This window comes from Neptuniibacter pectenicola (assembly GCF_001597735.1).
GTDB classification, from domain to species: Bacteria; Pseudomonadota; Gammaproteobacteria; order Pseudomonadales; family Balneatricaceae; genus Neptuniibacter; species Neptuniibacter pectenicola.
Genome location: NZ_LUTS01000003.1, coordinates 172,254 through 189,866, shown reverse-complemented (window position 1 = coordinate 189,866; position 17,613 = coordinate 172,254). Strand labels below are relative to the sequence as shown.

At 46.5% G+C, this 17,613-nt stretch carries 16 protein-coding genes; 1 reads left to right on the top strand and 15 read right to left on the bottom strand.

All coding sequences use genetic code 11. The features are described 5' to 3' along the window. Window positions 1-47: 47 nt before the first annotated feature. The 11 genes from A3773_RS18535 to murJ all read right to left on the bottom strand — a co-directional run bounded on the left by A3773_RS18535 (window position 48) and on the right by murJ (window position 13,891). The gene (locus A3773_RS18535) at window positions 48-440 is read right to left on the bottom strand and encodes a type IV pilin protein (RefSeq protein WP_067983894.1); all 393 of its coding nucleotides are present in this window, start codon (window positions 438-440) and stop codon (window positions 48-50) included. Beyond that, on the bottom strand, window positions 440-4,987 hold the full coding sequence (locus tag A3773_RS05520; protein ID WP_067983892.1) for a pilus assembly protein: 4,548 nt from the start codon (window positions 4,985-4,987) through the stop codon (window positions 440-442). Before A3773_RS05520 ends, A3773_RS18535 begins: the two co-directional genes overlap by 1 nt. A gap of 31 nt (window positions 4,988-5,018) precedes the next feature. Continuing rightward, window positions 5,019-5,462: a pilus assembly PilX family protein gene (locus tag A3773_RS05515; RefSeq protein WP_067983890.1), complete on the bottom strand. Its 444-nt coding sequence runs from the start codon at window positions 5,460-5,462 to the stop codon at window positions 5,019-5,021. Continuing rightward, window positions 5,459-6,418, bottom strand: coding sequence for a PilW family protein (locus A3773_RS05510; protein WP_067983888.1), 960 nt, complete (start codon window positions 6,416-6,418; stop codon window positions 5,459-5,461). The genes A3773_RS05515 and A3773_RS05510 overlap by 4 nt, the downstream gene beginning before the upstream one ends. A 3-nt stretch (window positions 6,419-6,421) precedes the next feature. Next, window positions 6,422-6,868, bottom strand: a complete 447-nt coding sequence (pilV, locus tag A3773_RS05505) for a type IV pilus modification protein PilV (protein ID WP_067983886.1) — start codon at window positions 6,866-6,868, stop codon at window positions 6,422-6,424. After that, on the bottom strand, window positions 6,865-7,371 hold the full coding sequence (locus tag A3773_RS05500; protein ID WP_067983884.1) for a GspH/FimT family pseudopilin: 507 nt from the start codon (window positions 7,369-7,371) through the stop codon (window positions 6,865-6,867). Before A3773_RS05500 ends, pilV begins: the two co-directional genes overlap by 4 nt. Window positions 7,372-7,532: 161 nt before the next feature. Further along, the gene (locus tag A3773_RS05495) at window positions 7,533-7,961 is read right to left on the bottom strand and encodes an FKBP-type peptidyl-prolyl cis-trans isomerase (protein ID WP_067983882.1); all 429 of its coding nucleotides are present in this window, start codon (window positions 7,959-7,961) and stop codon (window positions 7,533-7,535) included. Then, window positions 7,962-8,504 (bottom strand): signal peptidase II, encoded by a 543-nt coding sequence (gene lspA / locus A3773_RS05490; RefSeq protein ID WP_438942550.1) that lies wholly within the window; start codon window positions 8,502-8,504, stop codon window positions 7,962-7,964. Further along, a complete protein-coding gene (gene ileS / locus A3773_RS05485; protein WP_067983880.1) occupies window positions 8,504-11,323 on the bottom strand; it encodes an isoleucine--tRNA ligase in 2,820 nt (939 codons plus the stop codon). Before ileS ends, lspA begins: the two co-directional genes overlap by 1 nt. 17 nt (window positions 11,324-11,340) lie before the next feature. After that, window positions 11,341-12,273 carry a bifunctional riboflavin kinase/FAD synthetase gene (gene ribF / locus A3773_RS05480; RefSeq protein WP_067983878.1) on the bottom strand — a complete coding sequence of 311 codons (933 nt, stop codon included), beginning with the start codon at window positions 12,271-12,273 and terminating at the stop codon, window positions 11,341-11,343. A gap of 121 nt (window positions 12,274-12,394) precedes the next feature. Continuing rightward, a complete protein-coding gene (murJ, locus tag A3773_RS05475) occupies window positions 12,395-13,891 on the bottom strand; it encodes a murein biosynthesis integral membrane protein MurJ (protein WP_067984207.1) in 1,497 nt (498 codons plus the stop codon). Window positions 13,892-14,148: 257 nt separating this feature from the next. Here murJ and rpsT point away from each other — a divergent pair, with 257 nt between their 5' ends. Then, window positions 14,149-14,412, top strand: coding sequence for a 30S ribosomal protein S20 (gene rpsT, locus A3773_RS05470; protein ID WP_067862774.1), 264 nt, complete (start codon window positions 14,149-14,151; stop codon window positions 14,410-14,412). Between the two features lie 58 nt (window positions 14,413-14,470). Here the strand turns inward: rpsT and proB are convergent, their stop codons facing one another. The 4 genes from proB to rplU all read right to left on the bottom strand — a co-directional run bounded on the left by proB (window position 14,471) and on the right by rplU (window position 17,599). After that, window positions 14,471-15,595 carry a glutamate 5-kinase gene (gene proB / locus A3773_RS05465; RefSeq protein WP_067983876.1) on the bottom strand — a complete coding sequence of 375 codons (1,125 nt, stop codon included), beginning with the start codon at window positions 15,593-15,595 and terminating at the stop codon, window positions 14,471-14,473. 55 nt (window positions 15,596-15,650) lie between these two features. Further along, complete coding sequence (cgtA, locus tag A3773_RS05460; protein ID WP_067983875.1) at window positions 15,651-16,850, bottom strand: Obg family GTPase CgtA; 1,200 nt, start codon at window positions 16,848-16,850, stop codon at window positions 15,651-15,653. A gap of 154 nt (window positions 16,851-17,004) precedes the next feature. Beyond that, a complete protein-coding gene (rpmA, locus tag A3773_RS05455; RefSeq protein ID WP_067983874.1) occupies window positions 17,005-17,262 on the bottom strand; it encodes a 50S ribosomal protein L27 in 258 nt (85 codons plus the stop codon). Between the two features lie 25 nt (window positions 17,263-17,287). After that, window positions 17,288-17,599: a 50S ribosomal protein L21 gene (gene rplU, locus A3773_RS05450; protein WP_067983872.1), complete on the bottom strand. Its 312-nt coding sequence runs from the start codon at window positions 17,597-17,599 to the stop codon at window positions 17,288-17,290. Between the last annotated feature and the right edge of the window lie 14 nt (window positions 17,600-17,613).

The following is a 17,613-nucleotide window of genomic DNA, read 5'->3' as shown; positions in this document are numbered from 1 at the left end:
TCCCCCCGCAGTCCATTGCAGGTTAGTCAATTAAATTATAGAAATTGCTACCAGCAGTCAGTCTCCGCCGCTGTTTTTTGCCCTATATGATTAAGGGACATATCACCACAACGATCACCAGCCATGCCATTCTTAGGCCGAGCCCTGATGGTGTAAGTGGTAGCCGTTTGCACAGTTAGCGCAAGGTCATAAAACTTATCAGTGCCATCTTTCGGCGCCTCAGTGTAAGGCAAACCAGCACCTGCATAAGTCCCATTCTCTGTAAACTCACGTTCCATATGTTGAGCCAACGATAATAAGTTCGCTTGCGCATCAACCCTACGCCCTTCTGCAACACTTTCCTGATAGCTAGGGTAAGCTATCGATGCCAAAATACCGATAATTGCCACAACAATCATTAGCTCTAATAAAGAAAAGCCTTGTTCACTCCTTCGCTGCATCACCTTACCTCTCTCCACCCTTTACGGCCTTGGCTAAATGTCCCATTAAATTCAGGACAACTAATCCCTGTAGTACTACTGTTGCTTAAGCACGCCCTGATGGTGGTCGAAGAACCATCCTCCGGCGGAATTTCGGCAACAAATGATCCGTCACCTAAATTCGCAAACCCTCCGCCTTGCAACATCAAACCAGACCCCACTTGGTTCTCAACGATCGGATTACCATCCGCATCCGTCGTAGGCACCCCGACTAAATCAGAACTAGTGAAGCTTCCATCCTCGTCATAATCAAATGTCGTATTACTTAATGCTGATCCCGACTCATAATCAAGCGCCATAATCCAACTGCTCCCCCCTGCCAGACAAGGGTCTGATGAGGGAACTTTTGTTGCAACAATCATTTGCCCAATTCTTAACACAGGACGCGTATCAACCAACTCGCCAATGCCGCCAGGCCCTCCATACAAGGACCCCCACGCTAAATCCAAGTACCACCCCTTATGGGATAGCAGCAAGTTATTATCCGTCGTCACTCGTGCCCCATTGCCTCCAATGTAACCCTCAAAAAGAACTTCTTGCTTCAGAAGCTGAGACCGATCATTGATAACCTCACCTGTATCTAATACACCGTATAGTGATTGCACTTGAGGTGTCGCAGTTATCTGATTATCGCCGCTCAAATAATAACTACCCGTGCCGAACAACACCATATGACGACCTTTGCTATCAAACGCTGTATTTACCGGCCCCGTAATCGGCTGACGTGTTCCCGACGCATCTTTAGCAACAAAAAATGGGAGAGGAGTTACGCCACTAAGTAAAGCACTAGGTGGCGCCCAACTACTCGGAAGCGAGCTAGTAATATCAAACCGCCACACATTACCTAACGTATCACCTACAATAATGCGATCAGCGATTTTATCTCTATTTAAATCAACAATGGCTGGCTGACCTAGCCCCCCCAACGTTGGCACAATAATGTCTCTAATGACTGATCCATCAGCAATATTTAAAACCCAAATATGTCCCTCCGTGGCACCATGAGAGAAACCACTCGTGACGATTACACCAAACTTACCATTATGCAAAGGTGCAATATAAGGCTGCTGAATCAACACCCCCATATTTTCATGGGAGAACTCCCACAAGACCTCATCTTTGGTCATATTTTCAGGATTACTAATATCTAATAGCGATACCCCAGCACCGCCCGCTCCAGGCGTCACAGCCACCACAGACTTCCAACCAGAACTTATCCCAGTCGGCACATCAGCAGGATCAAACCAAGCATCAAAAACTCGAGGAATGCCATCTACATAGTAGCGATGACTATAATCGGGATAAACGAGTTCATATAAATTACTAAACACTCCCGATGGCACATACGCAAACAGTTCTTTACCACCATTAACGCCTAAAGAGGCATCAAACGCATGAAGCATCCCATCATTTGCACCGACCAAGATGATCGGTGGTTTATCCACATAAGTAGCCGATTTACGATAGCTAATATAATCATTACCAACAGAAGCTGAAAACGTAGGTGCCCCTAGCGCACTGTAACCATAGTTATTTTTATTCACATACTGAGGCGAAGAATTTACGATATCCCCCAAACGACTACTACGCTGCCGGAAAGGATTCGATGTATTCACAATCGTCTGTTCTAATGTGCGACTACCACGTAAAAAGTCTAACCGCTGCTGCGCTACAGCCTCTGTCGTTAAAGGACCGCTCGCGGGTGTCGTCTGCAGCATCTCTTTCTGCTCTGCGGATAAGCTAGCCCATTTAAATTCGACCCCACCAGAGTTTAAAGTGACACCCGTTAATGCATCTTTAGCGGCATAAGTACTGGTAAATATCTTCCGACTATTTAAGTCGGCTTCAGGAATGGCATCCATAATAGATGCTGCACTCCATGTATCCGCACTATCTAGTACACCCGTCGAACTAATCCCCCGCGCAACCAAATCACCCGACCATAAAGTTGTATCCATAAGCGCATTAAATAACGCGGAGTCCGTACCTAAACGAGAGGTATTGGCTGTCAGCGCAGAAGCAGCGCCACGTACAGATGCAGAGATTGAAGCGAATGCATCTGTTAACCCATCAACCATCTTCTGAGCATCGCCAGCAGTATAGTAGGTATCCGCTCGTTTATAATCGCTGCCCGAATTAGGATCTAAAGTATCGCTATTGGTATGCCACCACCACTCAGGTAAAGGATCTGTCCTTGCATAAGGATTGCCCAAACTCTGTTCATTGCACTCAGTTCCAACCGGGGTATAACTTGGTATAGAACAGCTAGGATGCTTACGTACTTCAAACCCGCCATATTTAGCTGTCAACCAAAACTGGTTATCCCTTTTATCTTGAAGCACCTGACCTTCCAGCACATCCACCCAGTAGGTCTGAATGGTTTGAGTACCCGCAAAATCATCCCGAATATCGGACGTGTTAGCATCATAAGCAAGGCCCGCCATAAACGCCGAGTTATTACGCCCCGAATAACTACCCGAAGCAGTATCAATACTAATACCCTCCAACTCAGCGATTTTATCCGTCGCTGTTCGCACGTTCACCGTAGTATCGCTGCTAACCTCGGACGGCTTTGCTGGCTCATTTTCGCTTGACGTGTTGCCCGGTAAGTTTTTATCTCTATGGGTATTAACATCCCCAATTCCCAACACCACATTTTTTTGGCAAGCATATTGAATTGGGTCATCCCAACTACGAACCACTGGAAAGTTATCTAACCACGCCGAAATAGTACCACTACTAGGTGACGAGTTATGGGCAGGAGACTTCGAATAATAAGCAGGAACGTTAGATTGGTTTTTGTAATAACGTAGGGCGGTGTAATATAGCTCACTAACAGGGTCAATACTCTTAAACGAGTTAGAGTTAAGTTGACCAAACTTATTGATATAATTGATCACACCGCTATCGGCAATAGACACACCATAATAACTCGCCGTATCAGCCGCAATAGAAGCATCAGGATTTTGAATTAAAATACCCGTATTTTCATCCCACTCTTTATTTGGATTCGCCACTACCCCTAAGCTAGGGTCTAACTGCTCAGGCCCAACAAACTTCTGTTCAGCCCTTAATACACCGCCGTCTCGCAGGCCGTTACTATCATTTAAATAACCAAACACACTGTAACGTACATTATCGGAATAACGTTGGATCAACCCTTCGGGCTTCCAGTTAGAACCATAAAGTCGGCAATTAGATTCAACACCTACAGCAGGGTCACACACTTTGACGCGTACACTGGTTTCAAAACGATCACCAGATATAGCATGATAAGCAACACCACCGCCTCCGCCACTTTCAATAATACTTAGATCATCAATATAATAATCTGAACCACCATGAATAAATAAATAGTTAAAATCTGAATGGGAGCTAGATGAGCTACTGGTAACGCTGCCTAACTCTGTGCCGCCCTCGTTATAAACGGTTAATTTAAACTTATTCCCCGATACGGATTCAAAAACAAAGCTATACCAACTCCCTGTCGGCCGACTAATAGAAACGCTACTACCTAGCGTATTAGTACTAACAGAAGAACCACTTTTAGTACGTTTTTCTACCTTAATAGAACTACCAGAAACCGAAAAACCATAACCATTACCGTCACTATCAGACAAGGCGAGTCGATCAGAACTCCCGTTTGTGGGGCCACCAGAGGGACGATAGATCCGCCCCGTAAAGATGAAATTATCATAATCAACACTACCGGAATCAACGACTTTTATCCGCGCACCATTTGGGTCACTGTTTGTTTTTTTCTTAAGCGAGAATCCACCCGCGTCATAGGAATACTCGGAACTACGCTCAACTGTACCTGAGCCAAATTGAGTTATTGATATAGAACCAAAGTCAGTATCACTAAAGACTGGCGTATCTACTCCTGGCGCTGTGTTTGAAAACCCGTGTCCACTAGGTAACTGAAAATCCATTTTGTTACCTTCACCATTCACATAGGTTGTGATGCTTGAAGTAGAAAAGGGCGTAGCATTATTAACAACCGCCACACCGGAGATCGTTCGCGTGGGGAAAAGACTGCCTTGCCCCGTATGACGGGCTTTTTCAATCCAAGTTTCAGTAACCGTGTCTTTAACTCGATATCCACCTGTTAATGCCCAACGAAATGGGTCAATTGTTGAGGTCGCCGCCCAATTCAAATAGTTGCCACTCCATACATCGCCTGGACAGGTATAGTCCGCGCTCACACTGACTGGGTAAAAGTGTCGTTCGGACTCGGTGGCACTATACTGGTAGCCGTAACATTTATTTGAATCAAAATAGCCTACACTTTTGACCGTTTCGTCATAATTCCCTAAATTAGCAACACTCGTTACGGTAGGGTACTCAACTGAAGGAGTAAGCGCTAAATTACCCGGCACATTACCTTCACCTAAGAAAAGGGGGGTTTGAGCAACAGTACCAGCGACGGTATTTACAGGAAATAAAGCACCAGCATAAACAAGCGCAGAGACTAAGTAACAGAGGCTTGTAGATTTAAACATTTTCATTGCAAAGTCTCCTATAGCAGAGTAAGTCCTCTTACTCTTCCACTACATAAATTGATTCCAGCCGAACATCTGACCGACCACTAAAGCCGGCGGACGATGCAGTTACTCGGATAACAGCTCCAGATGGCTCCGCATCTATACCTGTACTTACAAAAATTTGAGCAAGTAGCTCAGCATTCCAAGACGGGATTGCTGCTGACGAAAATGATGAGGCATAAGTATCATTGACCATCGTATCTTGATCTAATAAATCATTGAAATAGTCGAGACGCGCCTGCCGCTCCCCTTCTCTTAATGCCGCTTCCGCCGCATTAAAAGCAGAGTGCTGATCACGCAAGTTACCTGACATCTTTTCCTGCATCGTAGTGCCTTGCATAGAGCTCACACCGATCAAAGATAAGATTAATAAGAAGATCAGCGCCACCACTAATACAGCGCCTTTTTCACCCATGCGACCTTTACAGTTAGCTATCATTCTAAGCGATTCCTTAACGCGATGGTTGTAGAGAACTGATGCGATATATTTTGCTCACCTTCCACATCAATCGTCACCCTGACAGCCACCACATCATCCCAGTCACTTGCGGCACTCACTTGAGTCGCTGTATTGGAATAATCAAGTGAAGCGCCTCCACCTGATGCAATAGCGTAGGTCACCGTTAAATTAGAAACACCCTCTACCAACTCTTGGTCATTTGGCGCACCATTATCGTAACTAATACTGCGTAAAGCACGCGAAGACGTTAAACCTGAACCGACATAAAATAGCGTACTTGAAAAACGTGCTATATTCGTACTCCCACCTGATAGATAGGCATGGCTTAATGGTTGCGCCGCAGCCGATTTATTATTAATTGATTGCCCGGCGGTGCCCCGCTGAAGGTCAGCCGTATCACTCGCAGCCGTATTTTGAAAGATATCGCAACCCGCAGCATCTGACATAACCAAAATAGCGCCGGGCGTTTCACCACCAATCGTAGTAAACGTTACATCGTCCGTGTCAACATTAGCAGAAAGTATCGCGCCAGCGGCTTCTGCGGCATGTTTCACTAGAATAAGATCAGTGCCCGCCACGTAATCGGTCAAATCCCCAACAAAAAACTCGCCCGCTGGGTCATCCCAGCCTTTAATTGGGTCATTGATGTCATAAGCATCCGCTTCGTAATCCCCATCAGCCGTATCAATAATATCTAATGCATTAACAAAACAGCTGCCTTTATAACCGGTATTACGCACATCTTGTGCGATCAGCTCTATGGCAAAACGCCCATTTTCTTGTACCCGAGATAACGCTTCATTAGCATTAAAGCTTTGCGAACTCCCGATAAAAACAGAGATCACCCCACCGATGAGAAACAAACCTAAAACCAAGGCAATCATCAGCTCAACTAAGCTGAAACCCTTTTCAAGCTGTTTGCCTTTTACTAACATCAACTAAAACTCCATTTGATAGCTAAAGCTAGTTATCGCAGATTCATCAGCATCACTCGCCGCACGAATTCTTGCTCTATTATCATTCCACTGAATCGTGATAGATGCCTGATTAGCCGTTGAACCTATGGCCATCACAACTTGCCCTACAGCACCAGACCCTAATAAAGCCGTCACCCTTGCATCCCATTCAGCTCGATCACCCGCTTGACCGTCGTTGTAATCCCCATTTTCAGCAGCGTCTGGTGCCGCTCGAATTCTATCAGCCATATCGTAAGCCAAAAACGTAGCCTGTGACCGATAGTACGATCCATTATTGCTTTTTAACGCAACCGTTTGCAGTGCTGCAACAGCCAACAGACCGATAGAGATAACAACAACGGCAATCAACACCTCAATCAACGTTGTACCTTGTTGCTTCTTATGTAAATTACTTGGATGATGCATCATGGACAACTGTCCCCCGGATCAATCTCTTGTACAGTTGTACGCCCTGTAGCATTAGTTGATAAGCAGCGGTGGTCTGTATCATTCTGAATTCGCAAAGCGCCTGTAACCTGCCCCCGCCCCAAACGGTCGAAAACAAAACCACTCGCAGCGCCAGAGGTCACAAGGTCAATGCCCTCCCAAATACGTATAACAGTCACATCGGCAGGCGTTTCCAAATCTGTACCTTGCTGTGTCACAACCATCCAGCCACGGCTCCAGTCAGGATCAAAATCACAAGCGGTAAGTGCCAAATTAGAGCGACACGCAGCCGCGGTCTCGCGCCGAGCCAAAGCCTCAGAACGCGCAAGCTGAATAGCAGAATTTAAACTATGAGTGGCTGCCCGAAGTCGAGATGACTCGGTAATTGAATTATAGCTAGGCACACCAAGCCCAAGGATGATCCCTAATATAACTAGAGTGATCATCAACTCTAACAAAGTGAAGCCTTTTTCCCGTTCAGACATTACCTACATCCAGTAAATAAAAATGCTCTTATATACTTAAGATTAGTCGTTTAGGGAAACATACGCCATACAAACATTTGAGGGGTCTTTAAGGAAGCGTAGACCTAAGATTGTAAAAATACAAAAAACCCGAATATTTTATTCGGGCTGCATGTTTGCTGCTAGCTCACTTGAAGTATTTCTACTTCAAAATCGAGCTGTTTCCCTGCTAATGGATGATTAAAATCAACCGCTACCATCTTATCGTCAAATTCCGATATTACTCCAGGTAGCTCTCCGTTTCCAGCATCTGAAAACGAGATCACTAAACCTAGTTCAAGTTCCACATCCTTAAACTGCGAACGGGGAACATTATGGATATTGCTAGGATTAGACATACCAAAACCATTTTCCGGAAGAATTTTCAGCGTTTGCTTTGCGCCTTCCTCCAAACCAAAGAGTGCTTTTTCAAATCCTTCGAGTAGATTACCATCACCAACCGTAAACGTAGCAGGCTCTTTATCAAAAGTGGAATCAACAATCTGACCGTCTGCCAACTTAATTGCAAAATTCAAGGTGACTGTTTTTCCGGGACCGATCAATTTACTCATTTACATTTTCTCTTTAGAGGGTTTTCGCTTAGCTTCTAGAAACAGCATATCAAAAATAAGTATTACAGCGCCTAAAGTGATAGCAAAATCGGCCAAATTGAACGCTGGGAAATAATAACCTTGATAATGCAAAGAGATAAAATCAATTACATATCCCAGAACTACACGGTCATATAGATTACCCAGCGCACCCCCGAGTATCATGGAGAGTGCGAAACCTAACCACCAGTGCTTACGCTCAATACGGCGCAACCAAACAACGATTACCGTACTCACAAGCACAGCAATCATCGCAAACAACCACCGCTGCCAACCACCCGCGTCTGACAAAAAGCTAAACGCCGCACCTCGGTTATAGAGCAGCGTCAGATCAAACATCGGCAGCAACGGATTAGGGTCCGCATAATCTAGATACATATCAGCAAGCTGCTTACTACCCAGATCAAGCAACACAACCAACAAAGAAAGCCACCCCCAGATGAGGCAGCTTCCCTTAACGTCAGAGGTTTTCGTTGCTTTCAGCGTCATCTCTGTTTCTGCCATTAAGCAAAGCTACGGCTTTCACCGTCACCATGAACATTTTCGACACAACGTCCACACAACTCAGGCTCATCGGCATTCAGACCCACATCAGCACGGTAGTGCCAGCAGCGTGGACATTTTTCCGCGCTACTCTTCACGATCTTAACCTGCAAGCCATCAAGTTCTGTTTGCTTAGCATCAACTGCATCACATAACGGCGCAACCTGAGCTTGTGAGGTAATCAAGACAAAACGTAGTTCATCGTCTAACTTAGCCAGCAGCTGTTGCAGCTCATCACTGCAATACAGAGTTACTTCTGCTTCAAGACTACCGCCCACAACACCCGCATTTCGCTGCTCTTCTAGCTGCTTATTCACCGCATCTTTCACGGCCATCAGCTGTTCCCAATAGGCACTATCAAGCGGGCAGTTCTCGGGTAACTTAGTTAATCCTTGATACCATAGATCAAGGTGTACCGACGCAGTACGCTCCCCTGCCAGCGTTGCCCAGATCTCATCAGCAGTAAAGCTACATATAGGTGCAATCCAACGTACTAAGGCCTCAACAATATGGTACAAAGCGGTCTGTGCTGACTTACGCGCAGCCGAATTAGTTGCAGCCGTATACTGGCGATCTTTAATAATGTCGAGATAAAAACCACCCATATCCTGAGAGCAGAAGTGGGAGATTTTTTGGAACACGAGCAAAAACTCATACTGGTTATAATGCCCCAGCAACTCTTCCTGTAAACGCGCCGCACGATCAACAGCCCACGCATCTAAGGCCACCATTTTTTCTGGCGGAACCATATCTGTTTCAGGGTTGAAGCCGCTCAAGTTAGCAAGAAAGAAGCGCGCCGTATTACGGATACGACGGTAAGCATCAGCAGCGCGTTTCAAAATATCGTCAGAGCAGGTCATCTCGCCACTGTAATCAGTAGACGCAACCCACAAGCGCAGAATATCAGCGCCGTATTTGTTCATGACTTCCTGCGGCGCAACAACGTTACCCACAGATTTAGACATCTTGCGACCTTGCCCATCAACCGTAAAGCCGTGAGTAAGCACTTGCTTATAAGGTGCACACCCTTTAATCGCTATACCGGTTTTCAGCGAAGACTGGAACCAACCACGATGCTGGTCAGAGCCTTCTAGATACATATCAGCAGGGAAGGTTAGCTCATCACGCTGATCCACGACTGAGTAGTGCGTCACACCCGAATCAAACCAAACATCTAAGGTATCCGTCACTTTTTCGTAGTCTGCGGCTTCATCACCTAACAGCTCAGCTGCATCGAGATCAAACCACGCATCGATACCTTCCTTTTCTACTCGAAGCGCAACCTGTTCGATAAGCTCCGCCGTGTTTGGATGTAGCTGCTGCGTTTCCTTGTGGATAAATAAAGCAATAGGCACACCCCATGTACGCTGACGCGACACGCACCAATCAGGGCTCTGTTCAACCATCGATTCAATACGGTTTTGGCCCCACTCTGGGAACCATTCAACCCCTTTGATCGCAGCTAAAGCGTCCGCTTTAAGGCCTTTCTCTTCCATACTGATAAACCATTGCGGAGTCGCACGGTAGATCAACGGTGTTTTTGTACGCCAGCAATGGGGGTAACTGTGCTGGAATTTATGCTCCAGTACCAACACACCTTTCTCTTGTAATAAAGCAACGATTTTCTCGTCCACTTTATACACATGTTCGCCTGCAAACACGCCCGCACCTTCACCTAGTACGCCCGCAGCGTTGACTAAATTCAAAGTACCAATGCCGTATTTACGACCCACTTCAAAATCTTCTACACCATGGTCCGGCGCAGTATGTACCGCTCCAGTACCGGCATCTAGCGTGACATGATCACCCAAAATAATCGGCACTTGACGATCAACAAAGGGATGCTGAAGCGCAACGTTTTCAAGCGCAGCACCAAGACAGCGCCCCACGACAGCGTATGTCTCTACGCCGTAACGTCCCATGACATCATCGACTAAACCTTCCGCCAGCAAAATGCGTTCCTGGCCTTGGCCAAGGTCTAGCTGAACAAGGACATAATCCAATTCAGCATTCAATGAAACGGCTTGGTTAGAAGGCAATGTCCACGGTGTTGTCGTCCAGATAACAACGGATGGCTCACCTTCGCCAGAGTCTGCTGCATCAAAGCGGGAGAGAAAATCGGCTTTATCAACGGGCGCAAAACGAACATCAACCGCCGTAGAGGTTTTATCTTGATATTCCACTTCCGCTTCAGCCAACGCTGAACCACCCACAACACTCCAGTAAACCGGTTTAAAACCTTTAACTAAGTGGCCATTTTTAACAATTTTACCAAGCGCTCGGATAATGTTCGCTTCAGTATCAAAATTCATCGTTAGGTAAGGGTTATCCCAATCACCTTGCACACCTAAACGGATAAAGTCTTTCTTCTGACCTTCAACCTGTTTACGTGCATATTCACGACATTTTTGACGGAACACTTTATGTGACACTTTGACGCCGGCCTTACCAACCTTAGTCTCCACCTTGTGTTCAATCGGCAACCCGTGGCAATCCCAACCAGGGATATAAGGCGCGTCAAAGCCACTCATGGTTTTTGATTTAATAATAATATCTTTAAGAATCTTATTAACCGAATGACCAATATGGATATCACCATTCGCGTAAGGGGGGCCATCATGCAAAATAAACTTATCGCGGCCGGCACTTACCTCACGAATTTTTTGGTATAGATCCATTTTCTGCCAACCCTTGAGCATTTCAGGCTCGCGCTGAGCAAGATTGCCTCGCATAGGGAAAGGGGTATTTGGAAGGTTCAGTGTCGCTTTATAATCGGTCATGGTTATTAAGTTCCGAATTAACTACGGGCACAGGCGAAAAAGGCCTGCACTTCATCAATATCTGCAAAAATCTGCTGTTTGAGCTGCTCTATGCCATCGAATTTTTTTTCTGCACGAATAAAATGCTTAAATTCGACCGTTAACAACTGCCCATAAATATCTTCATCAAAATCAAACAAATGCGCTTCTAACACGGGCTGTCTACCGCCTACAGTCGGCCGCACCCCAACATTACAAACCCCTTGAGATTTTATCCCCTCCCCTGATACCTCAACGGCATAAACACCCCGTAAAGGACAAGGAAAGCGATGCATTCTTACATTAGCCGTCGGCACGCCTAACTGGCGACCTAACTTCTGGCCATGCATCACACGCCCAGTTACTGCGTACGGACGTCCCAAAAGCTGGGCCGCCTCTTCAAATAAATTGTCTTCAAGCGCATGACGAATACGTGAACTACTGACACGTTCATCGGCGCTCAAAAAAGTCTCTGTATTAACCACAGAGAAGCCATGCTTTTCACCCGCTTCTCTTAACATGTTGTAATCACCTGAGCGATCACAGCCAAAGCGGAAATCATCACCCACAACAAAATGCTCGACCGCCAACCCTCGAAGCAACAACTCCTCAACAAAGGCATCAGCCGTCATGGAGCGTAACCGTTCGTTAAACGTGAGACAGAGATGACGATCAATCTCCTCCGACGCCAACAAGCGATGCTTCTCACTAAAACGGGTCAATCGCGGCGGCGCGTCTTTGCCAGCAAAAAACTCTCGTGGCTGAGGCTCAAAAGTAATCACAACAGAGGGCAAGCCAAGCTCATCCGCTTTTGCCCTTACCTGCCTCAAAACCTGTCGATGACCAAGATGTACACCATCAAAGTTACCAATAGTCGCGACGCACCCACGGTGCTTTTCGCGCAGGTTATGTAATCCGCGAATTAATTCCATTAAGAACTCTTAATTGCTGCCCAAACGCTACTGGCTAAAAATAAACGCGGCATTATAGCCTAGATAGTGATCAACGAGTACCACTGAGCCACGTTGTTTTCAACAAACCTAGAGCATAAGGCTAACTATGCCTCAAATGCCGTAACCTTAATCCAAAAACCACCAAGACCAGCACATAGACCACTGCACCTACGGTCACCAAAATAGCCATATCAATAACACGGGGCCACAACCCCAACTGTAACCAAACAGAGGGGGCTTTCATCAACCAGATCAAGACAGCCCCCATCACAACATTGGCCGCCAGCATTCGAACAATAGACATGCCCCAGCCCGTACTCCAAGCAAAAACGCCTGACTTAATTAAACCGTACAATAACAAGCCCGCATTCATAAACGCAGAGATCGCCGTCGCCGCAGCCAAGCCCACATGATCAAACGGCCCAATCAACAACAGATTAAAAATCATATTGACGACCGCCGCCTGAATACCAATTTTTACGGGGGTTTTTGTATCCTGCCGAGAGAAATACCCTGTCGCTAACACTTTAATCATCATGAAAGCCAACAAGCCACAGGCATACGCCCTTAAGCTCATCGACGCCATCAACACATCACGATCACCCAATGCGCCATAGTGAAAAAGGGTTATTAACATCGGTTCGGCCAGCACAAACAACGCAACAGCGGCCGGAATCCCAATCAACATCACCATCTGCAACGCCCAATTTAACGTTGCCGAAAAGGATTCATTAGAGTCTTCGGCATGTCGTCGCGAAAGGCTCGGCAAAATAACGGTAGCAATCGCAATACCAAACACACCTAAAGGCAACTCAGCTAAACGATCCGAGTAGTAAAGCCATGAAACACTCCCCGTTTGTAAAAATGACGCCAACACCGTATCGAGCAACAGGTTAATCTGCGTCACCGACACACCAAACAGCGCAGGCACCATCAACGTCATAATACGGCGAACACCGGGATCATCCCATCCCCATCGCGGCTTAGGGAGCAAACGCATCTGCGCCATAAAGGGCAGCTGAAACACTAACTGCACGCAACCGGCGATCATAACCCCCCACGCTAATGCTAAAACGGGCGGATCAAACAGAGGACTCAAGAAAATAGCTGAGCAGATCAACGAAACATTCAACAAGACTGGCGTAAAAGCAGGAATAGCGAAGCGCTCATAGCTATTGAGCACCGCCCCGGCAAACGCCGTTAAAGAGATCAACAGCAAATAGGGAAAGGTTATACGCAACATCTGGGCAGCCAGCTCAAACTTACCTTCATCCCCAAGATAAAAACCGGGTGCAAACAACGCCGTTAGCATGGGCGCGCCCACAACCGCCAGTACCGTGATAGCAATCAAAACACTACCCAGCGTTCCCGCCACATAGTTCACAAGTTGTTGAACCGACTGGAGGTCCCGCTGCGAACGATACTCAGATAAAACCGGCACAAACGCTTGGGAAAATGCCCCTTCGGCAAAAAGGCGGCGCATAAAGTTCGGGATTTTGAAGGCAACAAAAAAAGCATCCGCACTGCCGCTGGCACCAAAATAACTCGCCACCACCACATCACGTGCCAAACCAAGCATGCGTGATAACATAGTCATCACACCCACAATGGCACTTGAACGCAGCAAACCTACGGTTTTTTTCGGCTTAACGACGGCCTGTGATTTGTCCTGTTGCACTGATAAATTCCATTATTCGATGAATTATACTCAAGAGAAACGGCATATTACTGCTTCAACAAGAAAATTTCTGTAGTTTTATTGACAGAGGGCCAACAAATATGAATAATCTCGCCTCTTATTTTTCGGCGCTAAGCCGATATATTGCACACTAACTAATTTTAAGGAGCCGAACTGTGGCAAATTCCGCAGGATCTCGTAAACGTGCTCGCCAGGCAGAGAAGCGTCGCCAGCATAACGCTAGCCTGCGTTCCATGGTACGTACCTACATCAAAAAAGTTCAAGTAGCTATTGAAGCTGGCGACAAAGCAGCAGCAGAAGCAGCATTTAAAACTGCACAGCCTATCTTGGATGGTTCTGTAAACAAAGGCATCTTCCATAAAAACAAGATTGCCCGCACTAAGAGCCGCATGGTAAAACAGATTGTTGGTATCGCTTAATTTAAGCAATTCCAACAATAAAAAAAACCGGCATATGCCGGTTTTTTATTGCCTAAATTCAGGCAAGTACAAGATTATCACGATGGACTAACTCTTCTTCACCCATAAACCCTAAAATCGATTCAATCTCACGACTTGGCTTACCGATAATCCTCTCAGCATCATCTAAACCATAGTTAACCAAGCCACGCGCTACAATCCGACCCAGCTCATCACTAATAATAACCATCTCACCACGTGAGAAATCACCACTGACGCTACGCACACCCGCAGGCAACAAGCTTTTACCACGCTCTTTTAATGCTTTTACAGCTCCCTCATCCAACACAAGATTACCCCGCGCTTGGAGATGGCCTGCGATCCACTGCTTACGCGCAACAACCGGACTTTGCTCAGGCACCAATAAGGTCCCAACAGCCTCCGCATCACGTATACGCAACAAAACATCATCTTCGCGCCCACTTGCAATGACAGTAACCGCTCCTGAGCGCGCTGCAAGCCTCGCTGCGCGAACTTTGGTCGCCATCCCTCCACGACCCAGCCTTCCGCCATCACCAGCCATAGCCACCAATGCGTCGTCCTCAGTACGTGCTTCCGAAATCAATGTTGCGGTAGGATCCTGACGCGGATCAGCGGTAAACAAGCCCTGCTGATCCGTCAAAAGGATCAACGCATCTGCTTCAACCAAATTGGCAACCAACGCACCTAAGGTATCATTGTCACCAAAACGGATCTCTTTGGTGACAACCGTATCATTCTCATTAACAACCGGAACAACCCCCATACCCAACAAAGCACGCAACGTAGCCTGCGCATTAAGGTAGCGCTTGCGATTTGAATGGTCTTCATGGGTTAGGAGTATTTGTGCTGTATGGGTGTCATGACGCCGAAAATTAGTCTCATAGGCCTGCACCAACCCCATCTGGCCTACCGCGGCTGCCGCCTGTAGCTTGTACACCTCCTGCGGCCGATCACTCCAGCCCAAGCGCGTCATCCCTTCAGCAACAGAGCCAGATGAAACCAAAACAACCTCAATACCCGATTGCTTCAACGCAGCGATCTGATCAACCCAGCGCGCGATCGCCGCAAGATCAAGGCCTTGACCATCATTCGTTAGTAGCGCACTACCAATTTTTACAACCCAGCGTTTACTACGCTTAAGCTTTTCCCTACCCAACGACACTTAACCACCCCGACTTTTATCTACAGCCGTAAAAACACCGAGTATTTAGGTTCTTCTACTCACGCACATATTCAACTTCGACATCGTAATCATCATCGTCAAAGTCGTCATCATCCAGATTATCTGCTTCTCTACGCGCTCGCATTTCAGCACGCATCCGCTCAACACGCTCACGCGCCTCAGTATCAACTTTCTCGCGGATTGCTTGTTCCTGCTCAATGATGCTTGGATCTTCCTCTATCGCCTCAAGACGCTTATCAAGGAACATCTGTATGTCGCGCATCATCTCGTCCGTACCCTGCTTACTCAACGCAGAGATACGATAAACAGGCCCTTTCCAATCTAAGGCATCAATGACCGCCTGACAGCGCTCTTCACGCTCCTCTTCAGTCACCATATCAAGCTTATTTAACACCAACCAACGGGGCTGCTCTGACAAAGTCGCACTAAATTTAGTCAACTCATTCACCGCAACCTCAGCTGCCTGTGCGGGCGTTACATCATCCCAAGGCGCCATATCAACCAGATGCAATAACAAACGGTTACGTGCAAGATGCTTAAGGAAACGAATTCCTAAACCCGCACCTTCAGCCGCGCCTTCGATAATGCCCGGAATATCCGCAATAACAAAGCTACGCTCTTGCTCAATACGAACAACACCCAAGTTAGGCACTAAGGTGGTAAAAGGGTAATTCGCCACTTTAGGCTTAGCCGCAGAAACCGCACGAATCAATGTAGATTTACCGGCATTAGGCAAGCCTAGCAAGCCAACATCCGCTAACACTTTAAGCTCTAGTTTAAGGTTACGAATCTCACCCATTGACCCTTTCGTTGTCTGACGAGGGGCGCGATTCACACTACTTTTGAAACGCGTATTACCTAGACCATGAAAGCCACCCTGAGCAACCTTCTCCAGCTGACCAATCTCAGTCATATCAGCCAAGATCTCTTCAGTATCCGTATCAATAATAGTCGTACCTACAGGCACCTTTAAGATAAGGTCTTCACCTTTAGGGCCAGTACAATTTCGGCTTGTTCCATTCTTACCATTATCCGAACTGTAATGCCGGGTAAAACGGAAATCGATCAGTGTATTTAAGTTCTCATCCGCTTCAAAAAAGATAGAACCGCCATCGCCGCCATCACCACCATCAGGACCACCTCGGGGGATATACTTCTCACGCCGAAAGCTCATACAACCGTTGCCGCCCTTACCGGCTTCCACCGTAATGACCGCCTCATCGACAAATTTCATTTCATCTCCCCAAAGTTATCGCTAGGATAATCTACAATTAAGCCCTGCCTTTACTTCCAAGACTCAGCGGTAGATACCCTAAATTTTATAAAAAACATCATAAACAAAAAAGCTCCGCCATAGCGGAGCTTTTCAAAAAGTAAAAAACCGTTATTTACGCATCTACAACAGAGATGTATTTACGTTTTTGTGGGCCTTTAACTTCAAATTTAACAACGCCATCTGCTTTCGCAAACAATGTGTGGTCTTTACCACAACCTACGTTCGTACCGGCATGGAATTTAGTTCCACGCTGACGAATAAGGATGTTTCCAGCAGTTACAGCTTGTCCGCCGAAACGCTTGACACCAAGTCGTTTCGACTCGGAATCGCGACCGTTCTTAGTAGAACCACCAGCTTTCTTATGAGCCATCTATCTGTCTCCCAGATCGGTTATATTAGGCAGAAATGCCAGTAATTTTAACTTCAGTAAACCACTGACGGTGGCCCTGACGTTTCATGTGATGCTTACGACGCTTGAACTTGATAATCTCAACTTTCTTAGCGCGGCCATGCTGAACAACTTCAGCAGTCACTTTAGCACCTTCTACAACAGGCGCGCCGATTTTCAAATCGTCGCCATTGCCTACTAATAGAACACGATCAAAATCTACATTTGATCCTGCTTCTACTGGCAGCTTTTCCAGTTTAAGGACTTCACCTTCCTGGACGCGGTACTGTTTACCACCGCTTACGATTACTGCGTACATGATTTTCTCCGTTT

What these genes read in the sequence shown, in the direction of transcription:
- A3773_RS18535 (WP_067983894.1), bottom strand. Translation starts at nt 440, where the DNA reads ATGCAGCGAAGGAGTGAACAAGGCTTTTCTTTATTAGAGCTAATGATT.
- A3773_RS05520 (WP_067983892.1), bottom strand. Translation starts at nt 4,987, where the DNA reads ATGAAAATGTTTAAATCTACAAGCCTCTGTTACTTAGTCTCTGCGCTT.
- A3773_RS05515 (WP_067983890.1), bottom strand. Translation starts at nt 5,462, where the DNA reads ATGATAGCTAACTGTAAAGGTCGCATGGGTGAAAAAGGCGCTGTATTA.
- A3773_RS05510 (WP_067983888.1), bottom strand. Translation starts at nt 6,418, where the DNA reads ATGTTAGTAAAAGGCAAACAGCTTGAAAAGGGTTTCAGCTTAGTTGAG.
- pilV (WP_067983886.1), bottom strand. Translation starts at nt 6,868, where the DNA reads ATGATGCATCATCCAAGTAATTTACATAAGAAGCAACAAGGTACAACG.
- A3773_RS05500 (WP_067983884.1), bottom strand. Translation starts at nt 7,371, where the DNA reads ATGTCTGAACGGGAAAAAGGCTTCACTTTGTTAGAGTTGATGATCACT.
- A3773_RS05495 (WP_067983882.1), bottom strand. Translation starts at nt 7,961, where the DNA reads ATGAGTAAATTGATCGGTCCCGGAAAAACAGTCACCTTGAATTTTGCA.
- lspA (WP_438942550.1), bottom strand. Translation starts at nt 8,504, where the DNA reads ATGGCAGAAACAGAGATGACGCTGAAAGCAACGAAAACCTCTGACGTT.
- ileS (WP_067983880.1), bottom strand. Translation starts at nt 11,323, where the DNA reads ATGACCGATTATAAAGCGACACTGAACCTTCCAAATACCCCTTTCCCT.
- ribF (WP_067983878.1), bottom strand. Translation starts at nt 12,273, where the DNA reads ATGGAATTAATTCGCGGATTACATAACCTGCGCGAAAAGCACCGTGGG.
- murJ (WP_067984207.1), bottom strand. Translation starts at nt 13,891, where the DNA reads ATGACTATGTTATCACGCATGCTTGGTTTGGCACGTGATGTGGTGGTG.
- cgtA (WP_067983875.1), bottom strand. Translation starts at nt 16,850, where the DNA reads ATGAAATTTGTCGATGAGGCGGTCATTACGGTGGAAGCCGGTAAGGGC.
- rpmA (WP_067983874.1), bottom strand. Translation starts at nt 17,262, where the DNA reads ATGGCTCATAAGAAAGCTGGTGGTTCTACTAAGAACGGTCGCGATTCC.
- rplU (WP_067983872.1), bottom strand. Translation starts at nt 17,599, where the DNA reads ATGTACGCAGTAATCGTAAGCGGTGGTAAACAGTACCGCGTCCAGGAA.